General features: G+C 62.1%; 22 protein-coding genes and 1 tRNA gene. 10 read left to right on the forward strand and 13 right to left on the reverse strand.

Going from position 1 to position 22,612, the window contains the following annotated elements; all coding sequences use genetic code 11:
- Positions 1–177: 177 nt before the first annotated feature.
- Positions 178–1,005 (forward strand): ferritin-like domain-containing protein, encoded by an 828-nt coding sequence (locus PQQ52_RS27260; protein WP_408218304.1) that lies wholly within the window; start codon positions 178–180, stop codon positions 1,003–1,005.
- Positions 1,006–1,132: 127 nt separating this feature from the next.
- On the forward strand, positions 1,133–1,657 hold the full coding sequence (locus PQQ52_RS27265) for a hypothetical protein (protein WP_408218306.1): 525 nt from the start codon (positions 1,133–1,135) through the stop codon (positions 1,655–1,657).
- Between the two features lie 40 nt (positions 1,658–1,697).
- On the opposite strand, the gene PQQ52_RS27270 is transcribed toward PQQ52_RS27265, so the two are convergent.
- The 4 genes from PQQ52_RS27270 to PQQ52_RS27285 all read right to left on the reverse strand — a co-directional run bounded on the left by PQQ52_RS27270 (position 1,698) and on the right by PQQ52_RS27285 (position 6,293).
- Positions 1,698–3,278 carry a DEAD/DEAH box helicase gene (locus PQQ52_RS27270; protein WP_408218309.1) on the reverse strand — a complete coding sequence of 527 codons (1,581 nt, stop codon included), beginning with the start codon at positions 3,276–3,278 and terminating at the stop codon, positions 1,698–1,700.
- 224 nt (positions 3,279–3,502) lie between these two features.
- Complete coding sequence (gene trhA / locus PQQ52_RS27275) at positions 3,503–4,123, reverse strand: PAQR family membrane homeostasis protein TrhA (RefSeq protein WP_408218312.1); 621 nt, start codon at positions 4,121–4,123, stop codon at positions 3,503–3,505.
- 118 nt (positions 4,124–4,241) lie between these two features.
- Complete coding sequence (locus PQQ52_RS27280) at positions 4,242–5,540, reverse strand: c-type cytochrome (RefSeq protein WP_408218315.1); 1,299 nt, start codon at positions 5,538–5,540, stop codon at positions 4,242–4,244.
- 21 nt (positions 5,541–5,561) lie between these two features.
- Entirely contained in the window at positions 5,562–6,293 is a 732-nt protein-coding gene (locus PQQ52_RS27285) for a c-type cytochrome (protein ID WP_408218318.1), read from the reverse strand.
- A 369-nt stretch (positions 6,294–6,662) separates the two neighbouring features.
- On the opposite strand from PQQ52_RS27285, the gene copC reads away from it, so the two are divergent.
- Together copC and PQQ52_RS27295 are read left to right on the forward strand one after the other, a co-directional pair.
- Positions 6,663–7,040, forward strand: a complete 378-nt coding sequence (copC, locus tag PQQ52_RS27290; RefSeq protein ID WP_408218403.1) for a copper homeostasis periplasmic binding protein CopC — start codon at positions 6,663–6,665, stop codon at positions 7,038–7,040.
- Positions 7,037–7,966, forward strand: coding sequence for a CopD family protein (locus PQQ52_RS27295; protein ID WP_408218321.1), 930 nt, complete (start codon positions 7,037–7,039; stop codon positions 7,964–7,966). The genes copC and PQQ52_RS27295 overlap by 4 nt, the downstream gene beginning before the upstream one ends.
- Positions 7,967–8,051: 85 nt before the next feature.
- On the opposite strand, the gene PQQ52_RS27300 is transcribed toward PQQ52_RS27295, so the two are convergent.
- The 3 genes from PQQ52_RS27300 to dgoD form a co-directional block, all read right to left on the reverse strand.
- Positions 8,052–8,282: a YodC family protein gene (locus PQQ52_RS27300; RefSeq protein WP_408218323.1), complete on the reverse strand. Its 231-nt coding sequence runs from the start codon at positions 8,280–8,282 to the stop codon at positions 8,052–8,054.
- Positions 8,283–8,308: 26 nt separating this feature from the next.
- Positions 8,309–8,611, reverse strand: a complete 303-nt coding sequence (locus PQQ52_RS27305) for a hypothetical protein (RefSeq protein WP_408218326.1) — start codon at positions 8,609–8,611, stop codon at positions 8,309–8,311.
- 348 nt (positions 8,612–8,959) lie between these two features.
- Positions 8,960–10,108, reverse strand: a complete 1,149-nt coding sequence (gene dgoD, locus PQQ52_RS27310; protein ID WP_408218329.1) for a galactonate dehydratase — start codon at positions 10,106–10,108, stop codon at positions 8,960–8,962.
- Between the two features lie 208 nt (positions 10,109–10,316).
- Between dgoD and PQQ52_RS27315 the strand changes: the two genes are divergently transcribed.
- Entirely contained in the window at positions 10,317–11,024 is a 708-nt protein-coding gene (locus PQQ52_RS27315; RefSeq protein ID WP_408218407.1) for a FadR/GntR family transcriptional regulator, read from the forward strand.
- A 52-nt stretch (positions 11,025–11,076) separates the two neighbouring features.
- Here PQQ52_RS27315 and PQQ52_RS27320 read toward each other — a convergent pair whose 3' ends face one another.
- Positions 11,077–12,615 carry a DHA2 family efflux MFS transporter permease subunit gene (locus tag PQQ52_RS27320; protein WP_408218332.1) on the reverse strand — a complete coding sequence of 513 codons (1,539 nt, stop codon included), beginning with the start codon at positions 12,613–12,615 and terminating at the stop codon, positions 11,077–11,079.
- 148 nt (positions 12,616–12,763) lie between these two features.
- Here PQQ52_RS27320 and PQQ52_RS27325 point away from each other — a divergent pair, with 148 nt between their 5' ends.
- Positions 12,764–13,207, forward strand: coding sequence for a MarR family winged helix-turn-helix transcriptional regulator (locus PQQ52_RS27325; protein WP_408218334.1), 444 nt, complete (start codon positions 12,764–12,766; stop codon positions 13,205–13,207).
- A gap of 128 nt (positions 13,208–13,335) precedes the next feature.
- Here the strand turns inward: PQQ52_RS27325 and PQQ52_RS27330 are convergent, their stop codons facing one another.
- The 5 genes from PQQ52_RS27330 to PQQ52_RS27350 form a co-directional block, all read right to left on the reverse strand.
- A complete protein-coding gene (locus tag PQQ52_RS27330; RefSeq protein ID WP_408218410.1) occupies positions 13,336–13,665 on the reverse strand; it encodes a hypothetical protein in 330 nt (109 codons plus the stop codon).
- A gap of 85 nt (positions 13,666–13,750) precedes the next feature.
- A tRNA-Met gene (locus PQQ52_RS27335) sits at positions 13,751–13,827 on the reverse strand.
- A gap of 86 nt (positions 13,828–13,913) precedes the next feature.
- Positions 13,914–15,572 (reverse strand): MFS transporter, encoded by a 1,659-nt coding sequence (locus PQQ52_RS27340; RefSeq protein ID WP_408218337.1) that lies wholly within the window; start codon positions 15,570–15,572, stop codon positions 13,914–13,916.
- Positions 15,573–15,803: 231 nt separating this feature from the next.
- Positions 15,804–17,342 carry a sensor histidine kinase gene (locus PQQ52_RS27345; protein WP_408218340.1) on the reverse strand — a complete coding sequence of 513 codons (1,539 nt, stop codon included), beginning with the start codon at positions 17,340–17,342 and terminating at the stop codon, positions 15,804–15,806.
- 9 nt (positions 17,343–17,351) lie between these two features.
- Entirely contained in the window at positions 17,352–18,140 is a 789-nt protein-coding gene (locus PQQ52_RS27350) for a response regulator (RefSeq protein WP_408218343.1), read from the reverse strand.
- Positions 18,141–18,372: 232 nt separating this feature from the next.
- Here PQQ52_RS27350 and recA point away from each other — a divergent pair, with 232 nt between their 5' ends.
- The 4 genes from recA to sucC all read left to right on the forward strand — a co-directional run bounded on the left by recA (position 18,373) and on the right by sucC (position 22,494).
- The gene (recA, locus tag PQQ52_RS27355; RefSeq protein ID WP_408218346.1) at positions 18,373–19,449 is read left to right on the forward strand and encodes a recombinase RecA; all 1,077 of its coding nucleotides are present in this window, start codon (positions 18,373–18,375) and stop codon (positions 19,447–19,449) included.
- A gap of 28 nt (positions 19,450–19,477) precedes the next feature.
- On the forward strand, positions 19,478–20,401 hold the full coding sequence (gene recX / locus PQQ52_RS27360; protein WP_408218413.1) for a recombination regulator RecX: 924 nt from the start codon (positions 19,478–19,480) through the stop codon (positions 20,399–20,401).
- A gap of 189 nt (positions 20,402–20,590) precedes the next feature.
- On the forward strand, positions 20,591–21,331 hold the full coding sequence (locus tag PQQ52_RS27365; protein WP_408218349.1) for a DUF2889 domain-containing protein: 741 nt from the start codon (positions 20,591–20,593) through the stop codon (positions 21,329–21,331).
- Entirely contained in the window at positions 21,328–22,494 is a 1,167-nt protein-coding gene (gene sucC / locus PQQ52_RS27370) for an ADP-forming succinate--CoA ligase subunit beta (RefSeq protein ID WP_211613843.1), read from the forward strand. The genes PQQ52_RS27365 and sucC overlap by 4 nt, the downstream gene beginning before the upstream one ends.
- Positions 22,495–22,612 lie beyond the last annotated feature (118 nt).

A 22,612-nucleotide genomic window follows, 5' to 3' on the forward strand; every position in this document is an offset into this window, starting at 1 on the left:
GGTCCGGCATGGTCTGTGCTGGGTTATCTGCAGAGTTGCTAAACACCGGCTAAGATGCAAGATACAAGGGGTTAACTCTAATTCAAGGCGCTGTATCCGACACGGCGAACCGCCCTTGCGATAGTGGGCGGTTTCGAGCGCTCCACGAGTCGATACAGCTTTCGGAGCAAGGACACAATGCACACTGAGCTGAACCATGTGATGCCCTGGCGGATTGAGGATATCGACCTCACCCGCATAGATCGCCAGAAGGCAGTGGCTAACGAAGACCTGCTGCTTCTGTTGTGCGCCGCTTCGTTTATCGAAAGCGGCACCGATCTTTACACCAGTAATCTGAGTACTTTCTTCGACGGTGACCCGGAAGTCTCGGCCTGGCTCAACCAGGAATGGGAACCCGAAGAGATGCAGCACGGCCGGGCGCTCAAAACGTATATCGCCTACGTCTGGCCTGAGTTCGATTGGGACACCGCGTTCCGCCATTTCATGGAGGAGTATTCGCTGACCTGTTCGGTCGAAGACTTCGAAAAGACCCGCGCGCTTGAGATGGTGGCCCGCTGCGTGGTGGAAACGGGTACGGCAACGCTGTATCGCGCGATCGGCGAATGTTCGGACGAGCCGGTGCTCAAGCAGATCACCGACAACATCCGCACTGACGAAGTCCGTCACTACAAGCACTTTTTCAAGTTCTTCAAGAAGTACAACAAGATCGAAGGCAATGGCCGTCTTGCGGTTCTCGGCGCGTTGATGCGCCGTGTGATGGAAATCAAGAACGAAGACTCGGAGATCGCGTTGCGTCATGTGTTCGCGATTCGTTATCCGGAGCGCGTGCACGATTCGGCCTACAACCGCGAACGCGCGGCGCGCATCAATGCGTTGGTGCGGCGCAATCTGTCGGCGGACATGTGCGTGAAGATGTTGCTCAAGCCGCTCGATCTGCCGGCCAAGATTCAGCCTGGCGTGCATTACCCACTCGCCAAGATCACGCAGCACGTGTTCTTCCGCTGATGTTTTTCTGCTGAGTCCACGGCGTATAGAGATGAAGATGAATGGCCCGCTTGTGCGGGCCATTCGCTTTTCGAGGCATGATGGATCCTTGCTACCCTGGCAACCTGTTTCAGACTGGATCGGAACGATGAGCGATTCCCCTGCACCCGAACGTCCACTCGAACAACACGTGTTCGACGAATGGCCTGACGCTGTCCGCACGTTGTTCGACGGTTCGTCGCTGGCGAGCAAGACGGGTTTCACCGCATCGCTGCTTACCGTCGATGCGAACGGTCATGTGCGCACCTCGCTGCTCGGTGTCGGCGAGTTGTATGCGCCGGATTCGCGTTCGCTATGCATCGCCTTGTGGCCGCAGGCTCGGGCGGCGCGCGTGATTGCGCAACGCGGCCGGGCCGCGTTGACGTTCGTCTGCGATGAGGCGTTCTATCAGGTGCAGTTGCGTTTGACGCCGCTAGCGGGCGTGACAGGCGATGACAGCGGCCTCGTGTACCTTATCGGCTCGATCGACACAGGAGAGGCGCAGAGCGTGCGGTATGCGCGCCTGACGAGTGGTATTACGTTTGAACTGGAAGGGGAAGGAGAGACGGTGCTCGATCGATGGGAACGGCAGATCGAGCACCTGAAGCAAGCCGCCGCTGCGACTAGCCGTTAGTCTGGGACTACGGCTAGCGAGCTAACAGTTGCTTTAATGCTTAACGGCCGCGCTGGCCGCTGCGTGTCGGCTGGCCGCCGCGCGGCGCTTCGTTGCGCGACTTCGTGCCGCCCAGCAATGCACCCGGATTGCCGCCTTGCGGCTTTGCTGCCTGCGGCTTGCGCGGTGCATGTTGCGCGGCGCTGCCTTCGTGTGCCGCTGCGCGCGGCTGGCCTTCATGACGCTGGCCGTCGCGGCGAGGTTGCCCGCCGTTGCCGGCCGGCTTCGCGCCTTGCGGCTTCGGTTGCTGCTGACCATTCGCCGGACGCTGACCCGAACGTTGCGCCGGCTTGGCCGCTGCTGCGCCGTCGCGGCGGCCACCTTCACGCTGACCACCGCCCTCGCGCTTCGGCGCGCCTTGACCCTGGCGCGGCGAACGTCCACCGCCACCGCCGCCACCCTGGCCACGGCGCAGGATCGGCTCTGGCTTCGCGGTCGGATCCGGCTCAAAACCGGCGATCACTTCCTGCGGCACCTGGCGCTTGATCAGCTTCTCGATGTCCTTCAGCAGTTGCAGTTCGTCGACGCACACCAGCGAGATCGCTTCGCCCGATGCGCCAGCACGACCCGTGCGGCCGATGCGGTGCACGTAGTCTTCCGGCACGTTCGGCAGATCGTAGTTGACCACGTGCGGCAACTGATCGATATCGATGCCGCGTGCGGCGATGTCGGTCGCGACCAACACCTGCAGCGTGGCGTCCTTGAACTCGGCGAGCGCGCGCGTGCGGGCCGATTGGCTCTTGTTGCCGTGAATCGCCAGTGCGCTGATGCCGTCTTTCGTCAGCTGTTCGGCAAGGCGGTTCGCGCCGTGCTTCGTGCGCGTGAACACCAGCACCTGAAACCAGTTGTGTTGCTTGATGAGGTGCGTGAGCAGCTCGCGCTTCTTGTCGCGGTCGACCGGGTGGATCTTTTGTGCGACGAGTTCGGCCGTCGTGTTGCGACGGGCGACTTCGATCAGTGCCGGCGAGTCGAGCAGGTTGTCGGCGAGCGTCTTGATCTCGTCGGAGAAGGTGGCCGAGAACAGCAGGTTCTGACGCTTCGGCGGCAACTTGGCAAGCACGCGCTTGATGTCGTGGATGAAGCCCATGTCGAGCATGCGGTCAGCTTCGTCCAGCACGAGAATCTCGAGATGCGACAGATCGATGGTCTTCTGCTGCATGTGGTCGAGCAAACGGCCCGGCGTTGCGACGACGATGTCCACGCCGCTGCGCAGCGCGCCGATCTGCGGATTGATGCCGACGCCGCCGAACATCACGGTCGACTTCAGCTTCAGGTACTTGCCGTAAGCGCGCACGCTTTCTTCGACCTGTGCGGCGAGCTCGCGCGTCGGCGTGAGGATCAGCGCGCGTACTGCGCGCTTGCCCGAGGCCGTGGTAACGGCGGGCATGGTGTTCAAACGCTGCAGGATCGGCAGCGTGAAGCCGGCGGTCTTGCCGGTGCCGGTCTGCGCGCCGGCGAGCAGGTCGCCGCCGTTGAGCACGGCCGGGATCGCTTGCGTCTGGATCGGAGTCGGAGTGGTGTAGCCGAGTTCGAGTACAGCGCGGACCAGCGGTTCGGACAAGCCGAGGGAATCAAAAGACATAAATGTTCTTTGCAATGCAGTTTCGCGAACGGCACCAGACGGCACCAAATGGGCCTAGGTGGGTACAAGCGCGGCATGAACACGCCCGCATGGCGCGTTCGAGGCCAGAGCCCAGTTCCGGTCGCAGAGAAATCGGCGGCACGCGGGAAACGCGTGCCGAATGCTTCAACGCGCTATGCAGACACGTTGACTGGCCTTTAGTTGCATTTCGCCGCCGTGGGATGTCACGCGACGTAGCGCGCGACACTGACGAATTGACACAGACTGCCCGCCAGTACGAACAGGTGCCAGATACCATGTCCGTGCCGGATGCGCTCGTCGTTGATGAAGAAGTAGATGCCGGCGCTGTAGATGACCCCGCCGGCCACGAGCCAGGCGGTACCCGCTGCCGGTAAGGCTTGAACCAGCGGGCGGACGGCAACGAGCGCGAGCCATCCCATCAAGACATACAGCACCATCGAAACGCTGCGGGTGCGTCGCCCGAGCGTCAATTCCTGCACGATGCCGAGAGCGGCAAGCCCCCAGCTTACGCCGAAAAGCGACCAGCCCCACGGTCCGCGCAACGTAACAAGTGTGAACGGGGTGTAACTGCCGGCGATCAGCAGGTAGATCGCCGAATGATCGCATTTTTGCAGAACGGCTTTCACGCGCGGGTTGCGCACGCTGTGGTAAAGCGTCGAGATAGCATACAGCACGAACAACATTGCACCGTACACACTGAAACTCACCACTTTGTACGCGTCACCGTCGAGCGCGCCCATTGTCACGAGCGCAGCAAGACCCGCCACCGACAGTACGGCGCCGACGAGATGGGTAATGCTGTTGAAACGCTCACCGACATGCACGGCTCTTTCCTCCTGCGCGGTTTCATAAGGGTTTATCCCCACATGATACCGGTCCTGAAAAAACGAAGGGCGCGGCCGCGCGTTTAGCTGGCCGCGCCCCCGGTGCATCGAACGCTGCTTAGTCGAGCGGCGCCGAACGCAGATCGGACACTTGCTGCGGCGACACAGCCGTACCGTGGTTGCCCCACGACATACGAATGTACGTCACGACCGCGGCCACTTCCGTGTTCGACAGCGCCTGCGCGAACGGCGGCATGCCGTACGGATGCGGGTTGGCTGTCGTGCTCGGCGGATAACCGCCGTTCAGCACCATACGGATCGGGTTGACCGCCGACGGCATCTGGATCGACTGGTTGTTCGCGAGCGGCGGGAAGGACGGCGGCATGCCGAGGCCGTTCGTCGCATGGCACTTCGCGCAGTTGTCAGCGTAGATCTTCTGACCTTGCTTCAACAGTTCGCCACCGAACTTTTCCGAGGTTTCGAGCTGCAGCGGTTCCGGTGCTTCGCTCTTCTGCGGAATCGTCTTCAGGTACGTGGCCATTGCGTTGATGTCTTCGTCCGACATGTACTGCAGGCTGTTATGGACCACTTCAGCCATCGGACCGAATACCGCGCCACGGTTCGACACACCGGTCTTCAGCAGGTCGGCGATGTCTTTGGTTTCCCAATCGCCGAGGCCGGCTTCCTTGTTCGACGTCAACGACGGCGCATACCAGTTCTGCAGCGGGATCAAACCGCCGGCGAACGCAGCCGAGCTGACCGGGCCGCCCATGGCGTTGATCGACGTGTGGCACATGCCGCAGTGGCCGAGGCCTTCGATCAGGTACGCGCCACGGTTCCATTCAACCGACTTGGTCGGATCAGCCTTGTACTCGCCTTCACGGAAGAACAGTGTGCGCCAGCCGATCAGCATGTTGCGCTGGTTGAACGGGAATTTCAGTTCGTGCGGACGGCTCGGCACATTGACCGGCGTAACCGAGCGCAGGTACGCATAGATCGCGTCCGAGTCGGCGCGTGTGACCTTGGTGTAGCTCGTGAACGGGAAGCCCGGGTACAGCAGACTGCCGTCTTTCGAACGGCCCGTGTGCATGGCGCGGTAGAAGTCGTCCTGCGTCCACTTGCCGATACCGTACTGGTCGTCAGGCGTGATGTTCGGCGTGAACATCGTGCCGAACGGCGTAGCCATGGGCAGGCCGCCGGCAAACTGCTTGCCGCCGCGCACCGTGTGGCAGGCGATACAGTCGCCGGCGCGGGCGAGGTACTCGCCCTTCTTGATCAGCGCGGCCTGGTCGGCGGGCGTTGCCGCCATCGCCGTGCCGTTATGCAGATTGTCGCCGCCCGACCACAGGACGGGAACGAGTGCGGCAGCCGCAACGACGACGACTGCCGAGAGGGCGAACAAAGACTTGCGTTTCATTTGAGTGTCTCTCCCGGTGCCTTATTGCGGTTCGCTGCCGCAGGCAAGCGGAGTCTTCATCGAGCGGGCCGGAGCCGGCACGGGGTTTTGTGGGGCCGTTTGCGTGGAAAGCCATGCAGCGACGGCGTTCACGTCTTCATCGGTCAGGCGGGTGGCGATGGTGTGCATGCAATCAGGTGCGATGGCATGACGCGAGCCCGAACGCCATGCGCCCAACTGCGCGCTGATGTAGTCCGAATGCAGGCCGACCAGACCCGGGATAGCGGGTTCCATACCGGTCAGCGCCTTGCCGTGGCAAGCCGCACAGGCCGGAATATCTTTCGATGCGTCGCCATGCAGCACGATCTGCTGACCGCGCGCGACGATGCTCGCCGATACGGTCGGCTTGGACGGCGTGGGGTACGGCGGACGTTGCTGCGAGAAGTACGTGGCGATCTGATGAAGGTAGTCGTCCGAGAGATACGTGACGAGGTAGTTCATCGGCGGGTACTTGCGACGCCCTTCGCGGAAATTCTGCAACTGGTTGTACAGATAGTCGGCCGGCTTGCCCGCCAGACGCGGGAAGTAGTCGTTGTCGGTACCTTGGCCATGCGAGCCGTGGCAGGCCGTGCAGCCTTGCACGCGCGCTTCCATCGTGTCGGGGGCCTTCGGTTGAGTCTGCGCTTTCGCAGCGCTATAGACACCCGCGGAGCCGATCAGCAGAAGGGCAAGCAACGGGCGGAAAATGCGTCTTGAAGACACGCGTAACTCCATCAAAATCGGGGACCTGACCGAACTTCGAGCGGCTCGGTGTGAAGGGCAGCCGGCGCTGCGGCGACGCAGCATTCTATCATCGAAGGGTGATGATGACTATTTGCCACAGAAGAGAAGGTTCCGGGTGTGACAGGCATGCGACAGTTTGACGCGCATCGTAGCCTGGTCGGCGGCCCGGGCATCTCGATGTTGTCTGCAGAACCGCGGGCGCAAGTGTCGTTCCTGTCGGCTGCGATAACAAAGCAGGTTGAACCCACGCGCGCGCCGACCATCGAAGCGTACACTTCCGGGCGCGCCGGCGTCTGTCCGGCGCCCACGCTCCTCGGCTCAACGTCCACCGTTTCACTTTCCACACGCTATCGGCCTTACATGAAGCTATTCAATTTTCCCCGTCCGGCGCTGTGTGCGTTGACGTTCGGCGCCGCGGCGCTGGTGATGACGTCCACGGCTTTTGCCCATGCGCATCTGGTGTCGAGCGAGCCGGCGGCGAACGCCGAAGTGGCCGCGCCCACTGAAGTGACGATCCATTTCACCGAGCCGCTCGAGCCGGCTTTCAGCAGAATCGATCTGAGCGACACGAGCGGCAAGCCCGCCGCGCCGGCGGCGTCGCAAGTCGACAAGAGTGACGCAAAGGCGATGCGCCTGGCGCTGCCGCAGCTGACGGCGGGCCGCTATGCGGTGCACTGGATCGCGGTTGCCACGGACGGCCACCGTACCCAAGGCGACTTTGCGTTCATCGTCAAATGAGCATCGACGGACTCTGGATCGGGCAGGTCGCCATGGCCGCGCTCATGAATGTCGCGTTTGCGTTTGCCGTTGGGTCGGCGTTGCTCGGCGCGTGGCTCGCCAAAGACGCGCAGGTCAAGATCGCGCCGGCGCGGGCCGCCTGGTTGCGCGCGCAACGGTCGATGCTGACAGCCACCGTCGTGCTGGTGCTCGCTGATCTCGGCTGGCTGTTGTACCAGGCGGCGTCGATGAGTGGTGTCGCTTTGCCGGCGGCGATCGGCGTGGTGCCGACTGTATTGACGCAAACCCACGTCGGTTACGGCTGGAGCGTGGCCTTCGCCGGCGCGCTGGTGTTGCTGGGCACGGCGATGGCCAGTCACACGGGCATGCTGCGCAATGCGCTGCTGTGGTTCGCGGTGATTGCGATTGCGGCGGGCAAGGCGTCGCTCGGCCATGCGGCCGACGCCGGTCCGGCCTCGGCGGCGATCGGCATGCAGACGCTGCATGTGCTGGTCACGAGCGTCTGGGGCGGGCTGGCAATGGCGGCGGGGCTCTCGGTATTGCCTGCGCTCGGCACGTCGACCGCACGCGGGATGCTGATCCGCACAGCGACGCAGGTGTCGCACGTGTCGGTGGTCGCGGTTGGACTGGTGCTGCTCACTGGTATTTTCAATGCCGTGCGCGGTTCTGGCGGCTCGTTCGAAGCTATCGAGATGAGCACGTGGGGCCATGTGCTGACGCTGAAGCTTGCACTGGTCGCGCTCGCATTGGTGCTCGGCGGACTCAACCGCTTCCTGGCGCTCCCGCGCTTGCGCCGCACGGCCTCAACGATGGACGCGCATACCTTCGTCAACGTGCTGTATCTGGAAGCGCTGGCGATGATCGGCGTGTTCGTCGCAGCGGCCGTGTTGTCGCACAGCGTGCCGGCATTCGCCGCGTTGGGCTGAGGTCAAAAAAAGCGCCGCACAGCAAAGGCGTGCGGCGCAATACACACGGTCGCCCGGCGGTGGCCGGCTGATCCGTTACTACCCTCTAGGCGGCGAGCGCGTTGTGCGCCCGTTCCAGCGTCTCTTCCGGAAACATTTCCTGCTGCAGCTCGCCGTTGTTGCCGAACCACTGGCAGATCAGCCAGTTGCCTGGCGCGAATAGCACCGGCCCGGTCCAGGTGGCCGTCATCGGGCGTCCGCCGGACTTGAGCGTCAGGACGTCGCCGGCGCGGTAGGCGGGTTTTGCGGCCCTTGCAGGTCTCTTTCCCAGTCGCATGGTGGATTTTCGTTCGATGAAGCCGGTTATTCGAGGCCGAGCCGGTGTCCGAGAATCGGCGCGCAGAAGAGGGCGATCGCGCAGCCCGCTGCTTTGCCTTCCAGCGCCGCGCCTGCGGCGCGCGAGCCGTACATGTGCGTCAGCAGATCGAAAAGTTGCGGCAGGCAGTACAGCACCGCGGCAGCGATAAAGCATTTTTCGACGACCGAAATGCGCCAGCCGCGTTCATAGGCGAGCATCGCGCCGAGGATGCGAAGCACGCCGAACACCACCAGCGCGCCGACGGCGGCCTGTTCGCGGATCAGATAGTCAGGAAGAAATTCGCCCATGATGTTCCCCAATGCATTTGTCGTTTGAATGCATTTGAGCAAGGAGTGGGCCATGCGTATGTCTGGTGCCGAACAAAAGGCGTGAAAGCCTTTGTCAGCGGGGCTTTGAGCGATGAGGGCGGAAGCCCGTAAAGGCGCGGAAAACGGGATTTTCGACCCTGCCGGGCCGGGATGTTACGTAACTGCGACGCCGCGACCGTGACGCGACCGTAACGCGTCGCTACCGTAGGGTTGAGGCACGCCCGGCTCGACCTGTTGCCGGATTCGCACCATGTGCCCGGCCAACGACAGAAAAGATAACGCCGCCCGCAGGCGGCGTTCGATCATTCGGGCAAACCAGTCACGCGCTTACCATTCCGCGACGCTGCCATCCTCGTGGCGCCACACCGGATTGCGCCAGCGGTGGCCGACCTTCGCCATCTCGCGCACTTTCTCTTCGTTCACTTCGATGCCGAGGCCCGGGCCTTGCGGAATCGACACGAAGCCGTCTTCGTATTTGAAGACTTCGGGGTTCTTGATGTAGTCGAGCAGGTCGTTGCCCTGGTTGTAGTGAATGCCCAGGCTCTGTTCCTGGATGAATGCGTTGTAGCTCACCGCGTCGATCTGCAGACAGGTGGCCAGTGCGATCGGACCGAGCGGGCAGTGCAGCGCGAGCGCGACGTCGTACGCCTCGGCCATCGACGCGATCTTGCGGCACTCGGTAATCCCGCCCGCGTGCGACGCGTCCGGCTGGATGATGTCGACGTAGCCGCCCGACAGGATGTGCTTGAAGTCCCAGCGCGAATACAGACGTTCGCCCAAGGCGATCGGCGTGTTGGTCTGATTGACGATGTCGCGCAAGGCTTCCGCGTTTTCCGACAACACCGGCTCTTCGATGAAGAGCAGCTTGTACGGGTCGAGTTCTTTGGCCAGCACCTTCGCCATCGGCTTATGCACCCGGCCGTGGAAGTCCACGCCAATGCCGATGTTCGGCCCAACCGCTTCGCGCACGGCGGCGACGTTGTCGATGACGCCTTGCACCTTGTCGAAGGTGTCGATGATCTGCAATTCTTCCGAGCCGTTCATCTTCACGGCCTTGAAGCCACGTTCGACCACGGCGCGCGCGTTATTCGCGACATCGCTCGGACGGTCGCCGCCGATCCACGAATACACCTTGATCTTGTCGCGCACCTGGCCGCCGAGCAGCGCATGAATCGGCACGCCATGATGCTTGCCCTTGATGTCCCACAGCGCCTGGTCGACGCCGGCGATCGCGCTCATGGTGATCGGGCCGCCGCGGTAGAAGCCCGCGCGATACATCACCTGCCAGTGCTCTTCGATCAGCAGCGGGTCCTTGCCGATCAGGTAGTCGGACAGTTCCTCTACAGCGGTCGCCACGGTATGCGCGCGGCCTTCGACCACCGGTTCGCCCCAGCCGACGATGCCTTCATCGGTCTCGATCTTCAGGAAGCACCAGCGCGGCGGAACGATGAAGGTTTCGAGCTTGGTGATTTTCATGGTGTGCGTCTCCTTGCGGCCTGGGTGCCTGCGTGTGTGGGCAATTTCGAGGATTCACATGCTACAACAAAAGGGTGTTTAAGTACTATTAATAGTACTATTGGCCAAATATTGGCTGGACACCGAGTGCGGGCCGGCGTCGAAGCAGTGAGTATGCCGGTTGAGATGCCGGATAATCGCGGTCGTTCCGGGCTCAGGCCCGCTATCAATAGCGCCGAGAGGCCGCTGGGAGAAAGCTATTCAGCACGATCTGCATGGGCGCGTCGCTCATCTGCTGGCGACCGCGATTCTGCGCGGCGACTACGCGCCTGACTCGATCCTGCCGCGCGAGGCGGAGTTGATGGACACCTTCGGCGTGAGCCGGACGGTGTTGCGCGAGGCGCTTCGCACGCTGACATCGAAGGGCCTGATCGAATCGCGTCCGCGGGTGGGCACGCGAGTGCGGCCGAAAATCGCGTGGAATCTGCTCGATGTCGACGTGCTCGACTGGTATTCGCGCGTCGCCGAGCCAATGGCGTTTGCGCTCAAGTTGCAGGAAATGCGCGAGATGATCGAGCCGTACGCGGCGGGTCTGGCGGCGGCCTCGCATACGGGCGACACCTTCAATGCGCTGGCGGCGGCGCATGCGTCGATGGTCGGGGCACGCAATGTCGACGAATGGGTGCGCGCCGATCTGCAGTTTCATTTGAGCGTACTGACGGCATGCAGCAACGAATTGCTGATTCCGCTCGGCACGCTGATCGAGCGCACGTTGGAAGCGCAACTACGCCTGAATGCGAAACGCGCGGACGTGTTCAACGCGTCGCTTGGCGAGCACACGGCCGTATTCGAAGCGATTCGCGACCGTGACGCGGTGGCGGCGCGAGAGGCGATGGCGGGGTTGCTGGGCGTGACGCGCGGAAGAATCGAAGGGTGAGCACGGCGCGAATGCGCCACGTGTTTCGCTCGGCAACTCATCCCAGCCTACGTTAGTCCATTGCTGCGTGCGCTACCGATGCGTCCGGCGCCTGGCGTGACGGGCGGATCAACAACAGCAGCGGAATGACCAGCAGCGTTGCCAGGAACATCAGCTTGAAGTCGTTCAGATAAGCGATCATCGACGCCTGCTGTGTAATCGACGCGTTCAGCGCCGCCAGGTCGTAATTCGAGCCGCTATTGAGCATGGGCTGGATCGCCGGATTGAACGGCGTGATATTCGCGGCGAGGTCCGCGTGCGACACCTGCGTGTTGCGCGTCATCAGCGTCTGCACGATCGAAATGCCGATACTGCTGCCGATATTGCGCATCAGGCTGTACGTCGCGGTGCCGTCCGCGCGCAGTTCCGGCGTAAGCGTGGAGAAGGTGAGCGCGCTCAACGGCACGAACACAAGGCCGAGACCAAAGCCCTGAATCACGCCAGGCCAGACGATGTCCGACGCCGACAACACGATCGTGTATTGCATCATCTGCCACAGCGCGAACGCAGAGATCAGGAAGCCTGCAAGCAGTAGAAGCCGCGCATCGACCCGCTTCAATAACCGCCCGGCGATCAGCATCGCGACCATGGTTCCCGCGCCGCTCGGCGCCGTGACGAGTCCCGTGGTCGCGACCGGGTAGTTCATCAGGTTTTGCAGCATCGGCGGCAGTAACGCGCGTGTCGCGTACATCACCGCGCCGATCACGAAGATGAAGAACGTGCCGGTGGCGAAGTTCGGGTCCTTCAGCAACTCGTATTTGAAGAACGATTTCTTGCCGACGGTCGCGGTATGCACGAGGAAGAACGCGAAGCTGATCGCCGCGATCAGCGCCTCGATCACGATTTCATGCGAGCCGAACCAGTCGAGCTGCTCGCCGCGGTCGAGCATCGCCTGCAGCCCGCCAATGGCGAGACCCAACGTGGCAAAACCGAATGCGTCGAACTTCGCGTCGTGCTTCGGTTCACGCGCTGGCAGGAAGGTTGCCACGCCGAACAGCGCGAACGCGCCGATCGGCACGTTGATGAAAAACACCCAGCGCCAGTTGTAGCTATCGGTGAGCCAGCCGCCGAGCGTCGGCCCGAGAATCGGCCCGACCATCACGCCCATGCCCCACACCGCCATCGCCTGGCCCTGCTTTTCGCGCGGATTGATGTCGAGCAGGATCGACTGCGATAGCGGCACCAGCGAGGCCCCGAAAACCCCTTGCAGCAAACGCGATGCGACGATCTGCGTCAGCGTTTCCGACAATCCGCATAGCGCCGAGGCTACCGTGAACCCGCCGATCGCGAAGATCAGCAGCCGCTTGACGCTCAGCCGGTCGGACAGCCAGCCGGTCAACGGCGTGGCGATCGCGGCCGCGACGATATACGAGGTCAGCACCCACGTGATCTCGTCCTGCGACGCCGACAGCGTGCCCTGCATATGCGGCAGTGCGACGTTGGCAATGGTGCTGTCGAGCGTCTGGATCAACGTCGCGAGCATGATCGAGACGTTGATCATCGGCCGGTTGAGCGGGGCGGCGGCGCTCGTCGGCGGGGAGTCGGAGGACATGGGGGAGCTGGATCTTCGATATAGTAAGCATGCTTAGTATATCGGCTGCAAGCGCATGCGCCCACCAGGAATTATGCGGAGCCTGAATTGCGTCCGTTTTGCACCCATTCCGACGATGACAAACGAAAGCCTTTCGTATAATCCGCACATGAACACCCAACTCGAAGAACGTTTCGGCTTTCTGATTTCCGACGTCGGCCGCCTGACAGGCAAGCGTTTCGACGATCTCGCGAAGTCATCGGTCGATCTGACGCGCGCGCAGTGTCGCGTGCTCGCCAACCTCGCCCATTACGGCGACGTCAACCAGGCTCGGCTCGCGGATTTGCTCGAAGTCGCGCCGATTTCGGCGGGACGCCTGCTGGACCGCATGGAAGAGGGGGGGTGGATCGAGCGCACGGCCAATCCGCAGGATCGCCGCGAGCGCCAGGTGCGCATGACGCCGAAGGCCGAGCGCACTCTCGGCAAGGCCCGCAAAGTAGGCGATGAAGTCGCGCTCGAAGCGCTGAACGGTTTTACCGATCAGGAAGCGAAGCAGCTCATCGCGCTGTTGCAACGCGTGCGCGGTAATCTCAGCCGCATCGTCGATCGTTGAACGCGGGGCTTGCTCCCGTTTCAGTTAGCGCGGGACCGGACAAGGTATTGCAAAGGAGCTGACTTGCGCCAGTTCCTTTTTCGTTGCGAGCCTTCAGGCCGATGGCTCGCATCTGCAAAGTCATTCGTTCATTTGGATTCGGACGCGGCCCCCGACGGCTGAACCAGTTCGAAGCACGCTGCCTTGGTTTTCGTATCGGCCGGCGACGGGTCGATGCATTTGAAAGCGCTCTGATCGCGCTGAACGAAAATCGTATTGGCCGAGCCGGAATCGACGTGGGCGCCATTCACTACCGCAGCGATTTTGTAGCCGTCCTGCAGCAACGTCGCAAGCATGAGCGAACTGGCGCGCCACTGACTGTCGGGCGGCATTTGGGCATTGACGGTGAGCGGCGACGCGGCGGTGATAAGCGCGAAGGATGCGGTGGCCGCGGCAAGCGCGGCGGTGCGGAACGTCATCAAGAAACCTCCTTGAAGTTGCTGTTTGGAAAGCCAAAAACAAAAAAGCCGCTGACCTTGTGGATCAGCGGCTTTTTCTTGCAACTGGTGGCGAATCAGGGACTCGAACCCCGGACCTGCGGATTATGATTCCGTCGCTCTAACCAACTGAGCTAATTCGCCGAAAGAAGCGAGATTATGAGGATAGGGCCGGGGGCTGTCAACCCCCGCCGTACAACTTTTTTAGATCATCTCGTCCGTCAGGCGCTTCAGTCTTGGGCGTAGATATCCGAGTTCTTGGTTTCCTTGACGAACAGCATGCCGATCACGAGCGTGATGAGCGCGACCACAATCGGATACCACAGCCCCGAGTAGATGTTGCCCTTCGCCGCGACGATCGCGAACGCTGTTGCCGGCAGGAAGCCGCCGAACCAGCCATTGCCAATATGATACGGCAGCGACATCGAGGTGTAGCGGATGCGCGTCGGGAACATCTCCACCAGCATCGCCGCAATCGGCCCGTAGACCATCGTCACGTAGATCATCATGATCGTCAGAATCACCACGCTCATCGGCCAGTTGATCTGCGACGGATCGGCTTTTGGCGGGTAGCCGGCTGTCTTCAGCGTGGTCGCCAGGGTCTTGTCGAACGTCTTGCCCTGGTCCTTGGCGTCGGCCGCCTTGCCGTCATACGTGTTGACCACCGTATCGCCGACCTTGATCTCCGCCAGCGTGCCTGCCGGCGCTGCGACGTTCTCGTAGTTCAAGCCGGCCTTCGAGAGCGCGCTCTTGGCGATGTCGCAGGAACTCGTGAATTTCGCGGTGCCGACCGGATTGAACTGGAACGAGCACTCGTCCGGGTTCGCGATCACGACGATCGGTGCTTTCGCCGTAGCAGTTTCCAGCGCCGGGTTCGTGTAGTGGGTCAGCGCCTTGAACAGCGGGAAGTACGTGCAGGCAGCAATCAGCAGGCCGGCCATGATGATCGGTTTGCGGCCGATGCGGTCCGACAGCGAGCCGAAGAACAGGAAGAACGGCGTGCCGATCAGGAGCGCGATCGCGATCAGGATGTTGGCCGTCGCGCCATCGACCTTTAGCGTCTGCGTCAGGAAGAACAGCGTGTAGAACTGACCCGTGTACCAGACCACGGCCTGGCCGGCGGTCAGGCCGATCAGCGCGAGGATCACGATCTTCAGGTTCTTCCACTGACCAAATGCTTCGGTCAACGGCGCCTTCGAGGTTTTGCCTTCAGCCTTGATGCGCGCGAACACCGGTGATTCATTCAGTTGCAGGCGAATCCACACCGACACGCCGAGCAGGATGATCGACGCGAGGAACGGAATGCGCCAGCCCCAGGCGCCGAACGCGTCTTCGCCCATGGCCGTGCGCGCGCCGAGAATTACCAGCAGCGAGAGGAACAGGCCGAGCGTGGCGGTGGTCTGGATCCACGCGGTATAGAAACCGCGGCGTCCCGCCGGCGCATGTTCCGCGACGTAGGTTGCCGCACCGCCGTATTCGCCACCGAGTGCAAGACCCTGCAGCAGGCGCATCGCGATGAAGATCACCGGCGACGCAATGCCGATCGATGCATAGCCGGGCAGGAAGCCGACCAGGAAGGTCGACAGGCCCATGATCACGATCGTGATGAGGAACGTGTGTTTGCGCCCGACCATATCGCCGAGGCGTCCGAACACGATCGCGCCGAACGGCCGCACCGCGAAGCCGGCGGCGAAGCTGAGGAGCGTAAAGATGAAGGCGGCAGTCGGATTGACGCCGGAGAAGAAGCTCTTGCTGATGAAGATCGCAAGTGAGCCGGCCAGATAGAAGTCGTACCACTCGAAAACCGTACCTAGCGACGATGCGAAGATCACCCGCTTCTCATCGTGCGTCATCGGCACGTGCGAGATTTGCCCGCCAACAGTAGCCATATGTCGTCTCCAATATTGATATGTGCACGCGGTCCGCCGGCAAAGGCATTCCCGTGAAACCGATTATTGGAGTGGAAACTTACGGCGTACTGACGTGGCGGGGTGAAATGGCGGTCTCGGGTGTGATGAGGAAATTCACGTCAAAAACCGGCAAGTAGCCGATAAGTTCTTGTAATGTGCGGCCAATATATCTCAATATGAGTGAAGGCCAATGCGTGAACCCTTGCGCCCTTAGGGTAAGTCCCGTGGCCGTTTGAGCACATGCAAGCTGACACGCACGAGCGTTCCGGCGAGTCGCGGCGACGTTTGATACACGTTATCGTCGATCGCCATCGCCCCGCCATGCATCGTCGTGATCTCGCGGACGATTGCCAGCCCGAGGCCACTGCCGTCGCCTTCACGGCCGAGAATCCGGTAAAAACGCTCGACTACCCGCGAGCGCTCGGCCACCGGAATGCCGAGCCCGGTGTCTTCGACTTCCAGATGCACGAGCCGCGCCGTCACGTCGTGCCGCACCCGCACGGTGATCCGTCCGCCAGCCGGCGTGTAGCGGATCGCGTTGTCGATCAGATTCGAGAGCATTTCCCGCAGCATGACCGGATTGCCGTCGACTTCGACCGGTTCTTCGGGCGCTTCGTAGCCGAGGTCCATCTGCTTGGCGAGCGCGGCTTGAACCCAGTCGCGCACGGCGTTGCGCGCCATCTCCGTCACCTCGACCGGCGTGAAAATCTGCCCGGACATGCGGTTTTCCGCGCGCGCCAAGGCCAGCAACTGGGTGACAAGGCGCGCCGCGTGCTCCGAACTGGTGGCGATCTGCTCGAGCGAGCGGTGGACTTCCGGGGAGGCATCCTGGCGTAGTGCAAGCTCGGCCTGGGTGCGCAGACCGGCCAGCGGCGTTTTCATCTGATGCGCGGCGTCGGCGATAAAGCGCTTTTGCAATTCCATGTTCTGTTCGAGGCGCGTCAGCAGATCGTTGAACGATGTCACCAGGGGCTCGATCTCCGGCGGTGCGAGACGGGCTTCGAGCGGCGACAGATCGTCCGGGCGGCGTGCGCGGATGTGCGCCTGCAGGGCGTGCAGCGGCGCGAGTCCGCGCGACAGGCCGAACCACACGAGGAGGATCGCCAGCGGCAGGATCACGAACTGCGGCAAGATCACGCCTTTGATGATGTCGTTGGCAAGCTGGCTGCGTTTGTCGAGCGTCTCGGCAACCTGTACCAGAACCGGCTGCGCGCCGGGCGTCTGTGGAAATTCGACGGTCGTATAGGCGACGCGGATATCGTTGCCGCGCAGCACGTCGTCACGGAATTCAACGAGGCCCGGCGGCGGACGGTCTTCCTCGTGCGGTAGCGGCATGTCGCGCTCGCCGCCCACCAGTTCGCCGTGCGTGCCGAGAACCTGATAGAACACGGTGTCGACATTGTCGGCGCGCAGAAAATCGCGGGTGGAGTCGGGCAGCGACAGCTCCGCCACGCCATTGATCGGATGAATCTGGCGGGCGAGCACGTAAGCGTCGGTTTCGAGCGCGCGGTCGAACGGTCCGTTGGCGATCGACTTGGCGACCAGGTAGGTGACCGCGAGGCTCATCGGCCAAAGCAGCAGAAGCGGCGCCAGCATCCAGTCGAGAATTTCGCCGAACAGCGAGCGCGGGCGCGCCTCGGCGGCGGCTTCGGTCTCGTCGGGCGGGGCGAACGGATTGGCGTAGCGCTCGTCGCGCGCCTCGTCGAGGTCCGCCGCGTGCGCCGTAGCGCGGTCTGCGCGTGCGGACATGGGTGTCCTCTATTTGTAGTGATGACTCGCCGGCATCGCGGCCGACGCAGGCGAGGAGGGCGGTTCGGGCTCGGCGAGGCCATGTGGCGCGAGCGGATTGGCACCCATGTTCACGTTCGCGTTCGCGGGCAGGGCGGCTTTCTCGAGGCAGTAACCGAGGCCGCGCACGGTGATGATGCGCACACCGCTTGGCTCGATCTTCTTGCGCAGCCGGTGCACGTAGACTTCGATCGCGTTATTGCTGACTTCCTCGCCCCATTCGCACAGGTGGTCGACGAGCTGTTCCTTCGACACCAGCCGGCCGATCCGCTGCAGCAGTACTTCGAGCAAACCGAGTTCGCGCGCCGACAGGTCGATGACCTGTTCGTTGACATAGGCGATCCGGCCGACCTGATCGAACGACAGCGAACCATGCCGCACCACCGTGGGGCCGCCACCCGCGCCGCGCCGGGTCAAGGCGCGTACGCGCGCTTCGAGTTCATTCAGCGCGAAGGGCTTGGCCATGTAATCGTCGGCGCCGAGATCAAGGCCCTTGACGCGTTCGTCGACGCTGTCCGCCGCCGTGAGAATCAGCACCGGTACGTTCGAGTTGCGGGCGCGCAGGCGGCGCAGCACCTCGAGCCCCGACATGCGCGGCAGGCCCAGATCGAGGATCAGCAGGTCGAAAGTTTGCATGGAAAGCGCGGTGTCGGCCTCGACTCCGTTCTTCACATGATCGACGGCATAGGCCGATTGGCGGAGTGATCGAACCAGACCATCCGCGAGTATGCTGTCGTCTTCGGCAATCAGAATTCGCATGGTGCGCCAACCTGGCCTTGCCGGCACCGTGGGGTGAACTCCCGGCGCACAGCGTCTCCGAAAATTATTGTGGGTAGTTGGGCAGCGTGACAGTAAAAATGCGCGTTCGCATGAGAATCGCGCTTGCCAAAACTACTGTTTTTTTATACAGTGTCTGAGTTTCGTGTGCTGTCCTCTAAGAACGGGCCGCACATCTGCCTCGGACGCCGTTCATCATAGCAAAGGACGATTCATGGAAGAAAGCAAGAAAGGCTCGGCTGGACTGACTGCTGAAAAGGGCAAGGCACTTGCTGCCGCACTCGCGCAGATCGAAAAACAGTTCGGCAAAGGGTCGGTCATGCGGCTCGGCGCAGGTGAGGCGGTCGAAGATATCCAGGTGGTCTCAACCGGATCGCTCGGCCTCGACATCGCGCTGGGCGTCGGCGGTTTGCCGCGTGGCCGTGTGGTCGAAATTTATGGCCCGGAATCGTCCGGTAAAACCACGCTGACGTTGCAAGTCGTCGCCGAAATGCAGAAGCTCGGCGGCACGGCAGCGTTTATCGACGCGGAACACGCGCTGGACATCCAGTATGCGCGCAAGCTCGGCGTGAACGTCAACGACCTGCTGGTTTCGCAGCCGGACACCGGCGAACAGGCGCTCGAAATTGCCGACGCACTGGTGCGCTCAGGCTCGATCGACATGATCGTGATCGACTCGGTCGCGGCCCTGGTGCCGAAAGCTGAAATCGAAGGCGAAATGGGCGACTCGCTGCCGGGTCTGCAAGCGCGTCTGATGTCGCAAGCGCTGCGCAAACTCACCGGCACGATCAAGCGCACGAACTGCCTCGTGATCTTCATCAACCAGATCCGTATGAAGATTGGTGTGATGTTCGGCAACCCGGAAACCACCACGGGTGGTAACGCGCTGAAGTTTTACGCGTCGGTGCGTCTGGACATTCGCCGGATCGGTTCGATCAAGAAAAACGACGAAGTGATCGGTAACGAAACGCGCGTGAAGGTGGTGAAGAACAAGGTTGCGCCGCCGTTCCGCGAGGCGATTTTCGACATTCTGTACGGCGAGGGCATTTCCCGTCAGGGCGAAGTCATCGATCTGGGTGTGCAAGCGAAGATCGTCGATAAGGCCGGTGCCTGGTACAGCTACAACGGCGAACGTATCGGTCAGGGCAAGGACAACGCGCGCGAGTTTCTGCGTGAAAATCCGGACATCGCCCGCGAGATCGAAAACCGCATCCGTGAATCGCTGGGCGTGAATGCCATGGCGGAAGCGGTGGCAGGTGCACCCGCCGAAGTCGCGGGCGAAGAAGAGTAACCATCACGTGATACGCAAGGGCCGGCCGTTGTCCAATGCTGGACGCAACGCGGACGGCCCGCGTGACGGTAGCGACGATTCGATCGAGTCGTCGTCATCCTCTTCGTCGTCACCTTCTTCCTCGTCGACTTCCCGGCCCACCCGATCGTTTGGGCGGTCTTCGGGAAACTCGTCCAGCAGTTCGTCCGGAAGTTCGTTCGGCAAATCAAGTTCGTTCGGCAAATCGTCTGGAAGCTCCTTCGGGCGTTCCACCTCGCGTTCACCGCGCTATCCGGCCGGCAACGCTGCCACCCGGCGCTCGTCCGCGTCAGATGTCGATCCTTTTGCCGCAGCCGGCGACGCCGATCCCTTCGAGTCGTTCGATGCGCACGATCGCGCCACAGGTCGTCAGCCGCAGTCCGATTCTTCCGCGCAAGCTGCACCGGACCCGTCCGAAACCACCTACACCCGCTCACGCCGCACACCCGGTGAGGCGAAGCCAGGGCAGGACGACGAAAAAAAATCCCAACGCCCCGCTCGTTCGTTAAAAGGACGTGCGCTCGGCTATTTGTCCCGGCGTGAATACAGCCGCTCCGAACTGGCGCGCAAGCTAAAGCCGTTCGTCGAAGAAACCGATTCGCTCGACACCTTGCTCGATTCGCTGGAAGCCGAAAACTGGCTGTCCGATTCGCGGTTTGCTGAGAGCCTGATCCATCGGCGCTCGTCACGGTTGGGCGCGAGCCGGATCGTCGGCGAATTGAAGCAGCATGCGGTCGACCAAACGCTGGTCGAAGAAGCCAGCGCGCAACTGCGCGAAACCGAACTGGCGCGCGCTCAAACCGTCTGGCAAAAGAAATTCGGCCAGCTCCCCGAAACGGCGGCCGAGCGGGCAAAGCAGGCGCGCTTTCTGGCCTCACGCGGTTTCTCCGGCGCGACGATCGGCAAAATCCTCAAAGGTATCGACGAGGAGTGAAGCGGCAACTAGCTGGGTACCGCACGTGGCCCGGCGCGAAAACCTCCGCGCTTCGCTGCCGCGTCCCCACTTTGAGATAGCGTTTGCCGCGCTCTCCGGCTCGCCGGGCGGCGCTGCGCATTCCGAACTGTCTCAAATACCCAGTATGCTAAAATCTGAGGGTTTTCCAATCCGGCCTTTCCTTTCCGCATGCCGCTCTCCCCGCCAGTATCCCGTCAGTTGCGCCATCGTCGCGCAATCAGAGCGGAAGCCTATGAGCGGGCCGATGGCCTGTGGGATGTGGAAGCGTGCTTGACCGACGAAAAACCGCGCGATGTGGTGCTTGCGTCGGGCGTCCGGCCAAATGGTCAGCCGATCCATGAACTCTGGCTTCGCATCACCATCGATCGCAAGCTCAACGTCGTCGACGCCGAAGCGTCGTCCGACTGGGTGCCCTATCCAGGGTTGTGCCAAGCCGCCAATCCCGCCTACCGTGCCCTCATTGGGCTCAATCTGTTCCACAACTTCCGTCGCGATGCTGCCCGTTTGCTGGCCGGCACGGCTGGCTGCACGCATCTCACCGAGTTGTGCGCGCTTCTGCCGACCGCTGCAATCCAGGCCTTCGCCGGCGACGTATGGAACACCAATGGAGGCACGCCGGGCGCGAGCGGAAGTTCAGGAGACGATTCGTCTAACAGCACAGACGAGCATTCCAACGACAAACCGCCATTCCAGTTGGGACGCTGCCACGCGCTACGTTTCGACGGCGAGGCGGTGCAACAGTTTTATCCGCGCTGGTATGGCCACGCACCGCGTTCAGCGGATCGCGTGGCATCGTCAGGCGACGGGGCGGCCCGCCAGACAGGTGGGGGCGGCAACACGTCCGGCATGAACGACGGCAGCGGAAACGATGTTCAATCCAACTCTCAGACTGAAGGGAATCACGCATGAAGATTCACGAGTACCAGGGTAAGGAAATCCTGCGGAAATTCGGCGTCGCGGTACCGCGCGGCAAGCCGGTCTTCTCGGTGGATGATGCGGTCAAAGCCGCGGAAGAGCTCGGCGGCCCGGTATGGGTCGTGAAGGCTCAGATCCACGCGGGTGGCCGTGGCAAGGGCGGCGGCGTGAAGGTCGCCAAGTCGCTGGAACAGGTTCGTGAATACTCGAACCAGATCCTCGGCATGCAGCTCGTCACGCACCAGACCGGTCCGGAAGGCCAGAAGGTGAATCGTCTGCTGATCGAAGAAGGCGCTGACATCAAGAAGGAACTGTATGTTGGCCTCGTGATCGATCGCGTTTCGCAGAAGATCGTCGTGATGGCGTCGAGCGAAGGCGGCATGGACGTCGAAGAAGTCGCGGAAAAGACGCCTGAGCTGATCCACAAGATCGCGGTCGACCCGTCGACCGGTCTGAAAGACGCCGAAGCCGACGAACTTGCGACGAAGATCGGCGTGCCCGCCGCTTCGCTGCCGCAAGCACGTTCGATCCTGCAAGGCCTGTACAAGGCATTCTGGGAAACCGATGCATCGCTGGCCGAAATCAACCCGCTGATCCTGACCGGCGACGGCAAGGTCATCGCGTTGGACGCGAAATTCAACTTCGATTCGAACGCGCTGTTCCGTCATCCGGAAATCGTCGCGTATCGCGATCTGGACGAAGAAGATCCGGCTGAAGTCGAAGCGTCGAAGTTCGACCTCGCCTACATCTCGCTCGACGGCAACATCGGCTGCCTCGTGAACGGCGCTGGCCTCGCAATGGCAACGATGGACACCATCAAGCTGTTCGGCGGCGAACCGGCGAACTTCCTGGACGTGGGCGGTGGCGCCACGACCGAGAAGGTCACGGAAGCGTTCAAGATCATGCTGAAGAATCCGAACCTGACGGCGATTCTGGTCAACATTTTCGGCGGCATCATGCGCTGCGACGTGATCGCGGAAGGCGTGATCGCGGCATCGAAGGCCGTGTCGCTGAAGGTGCCGCTCGTGGTCCGCATGAAGGGCACGAACGAAGACCTGGGCAAGAAGATGCTCGCTGAATCCGGCCTGCCGATCATTGCGGCAGACAGCATGGAAGAAGCGGCTCAGAAGGTAGTCGCGGCCGCTCAAGGCAAGTAAAGAGCGCTCGGTTATCCATTTAGCCAGGATTAACCAGGATTACGAATGGCGGCGCGTGAGCGACGCGGGCAGTGAACATCCTGCCTCGCGGCGCAATAGCGCGACGCCAAACGAACAG

Origin of the sequence: Paraburkholderia sediminicola, from assembly GCF_046030555.1 — a bacterium.
Taxonomy (GTDB): Bacteria; Pseudomonadota; Gammaproteobacteria; order Burkholderiales; family Burkholderiaceae; genus Paraburkholderia; species Paraburkholderia sediminicola_E.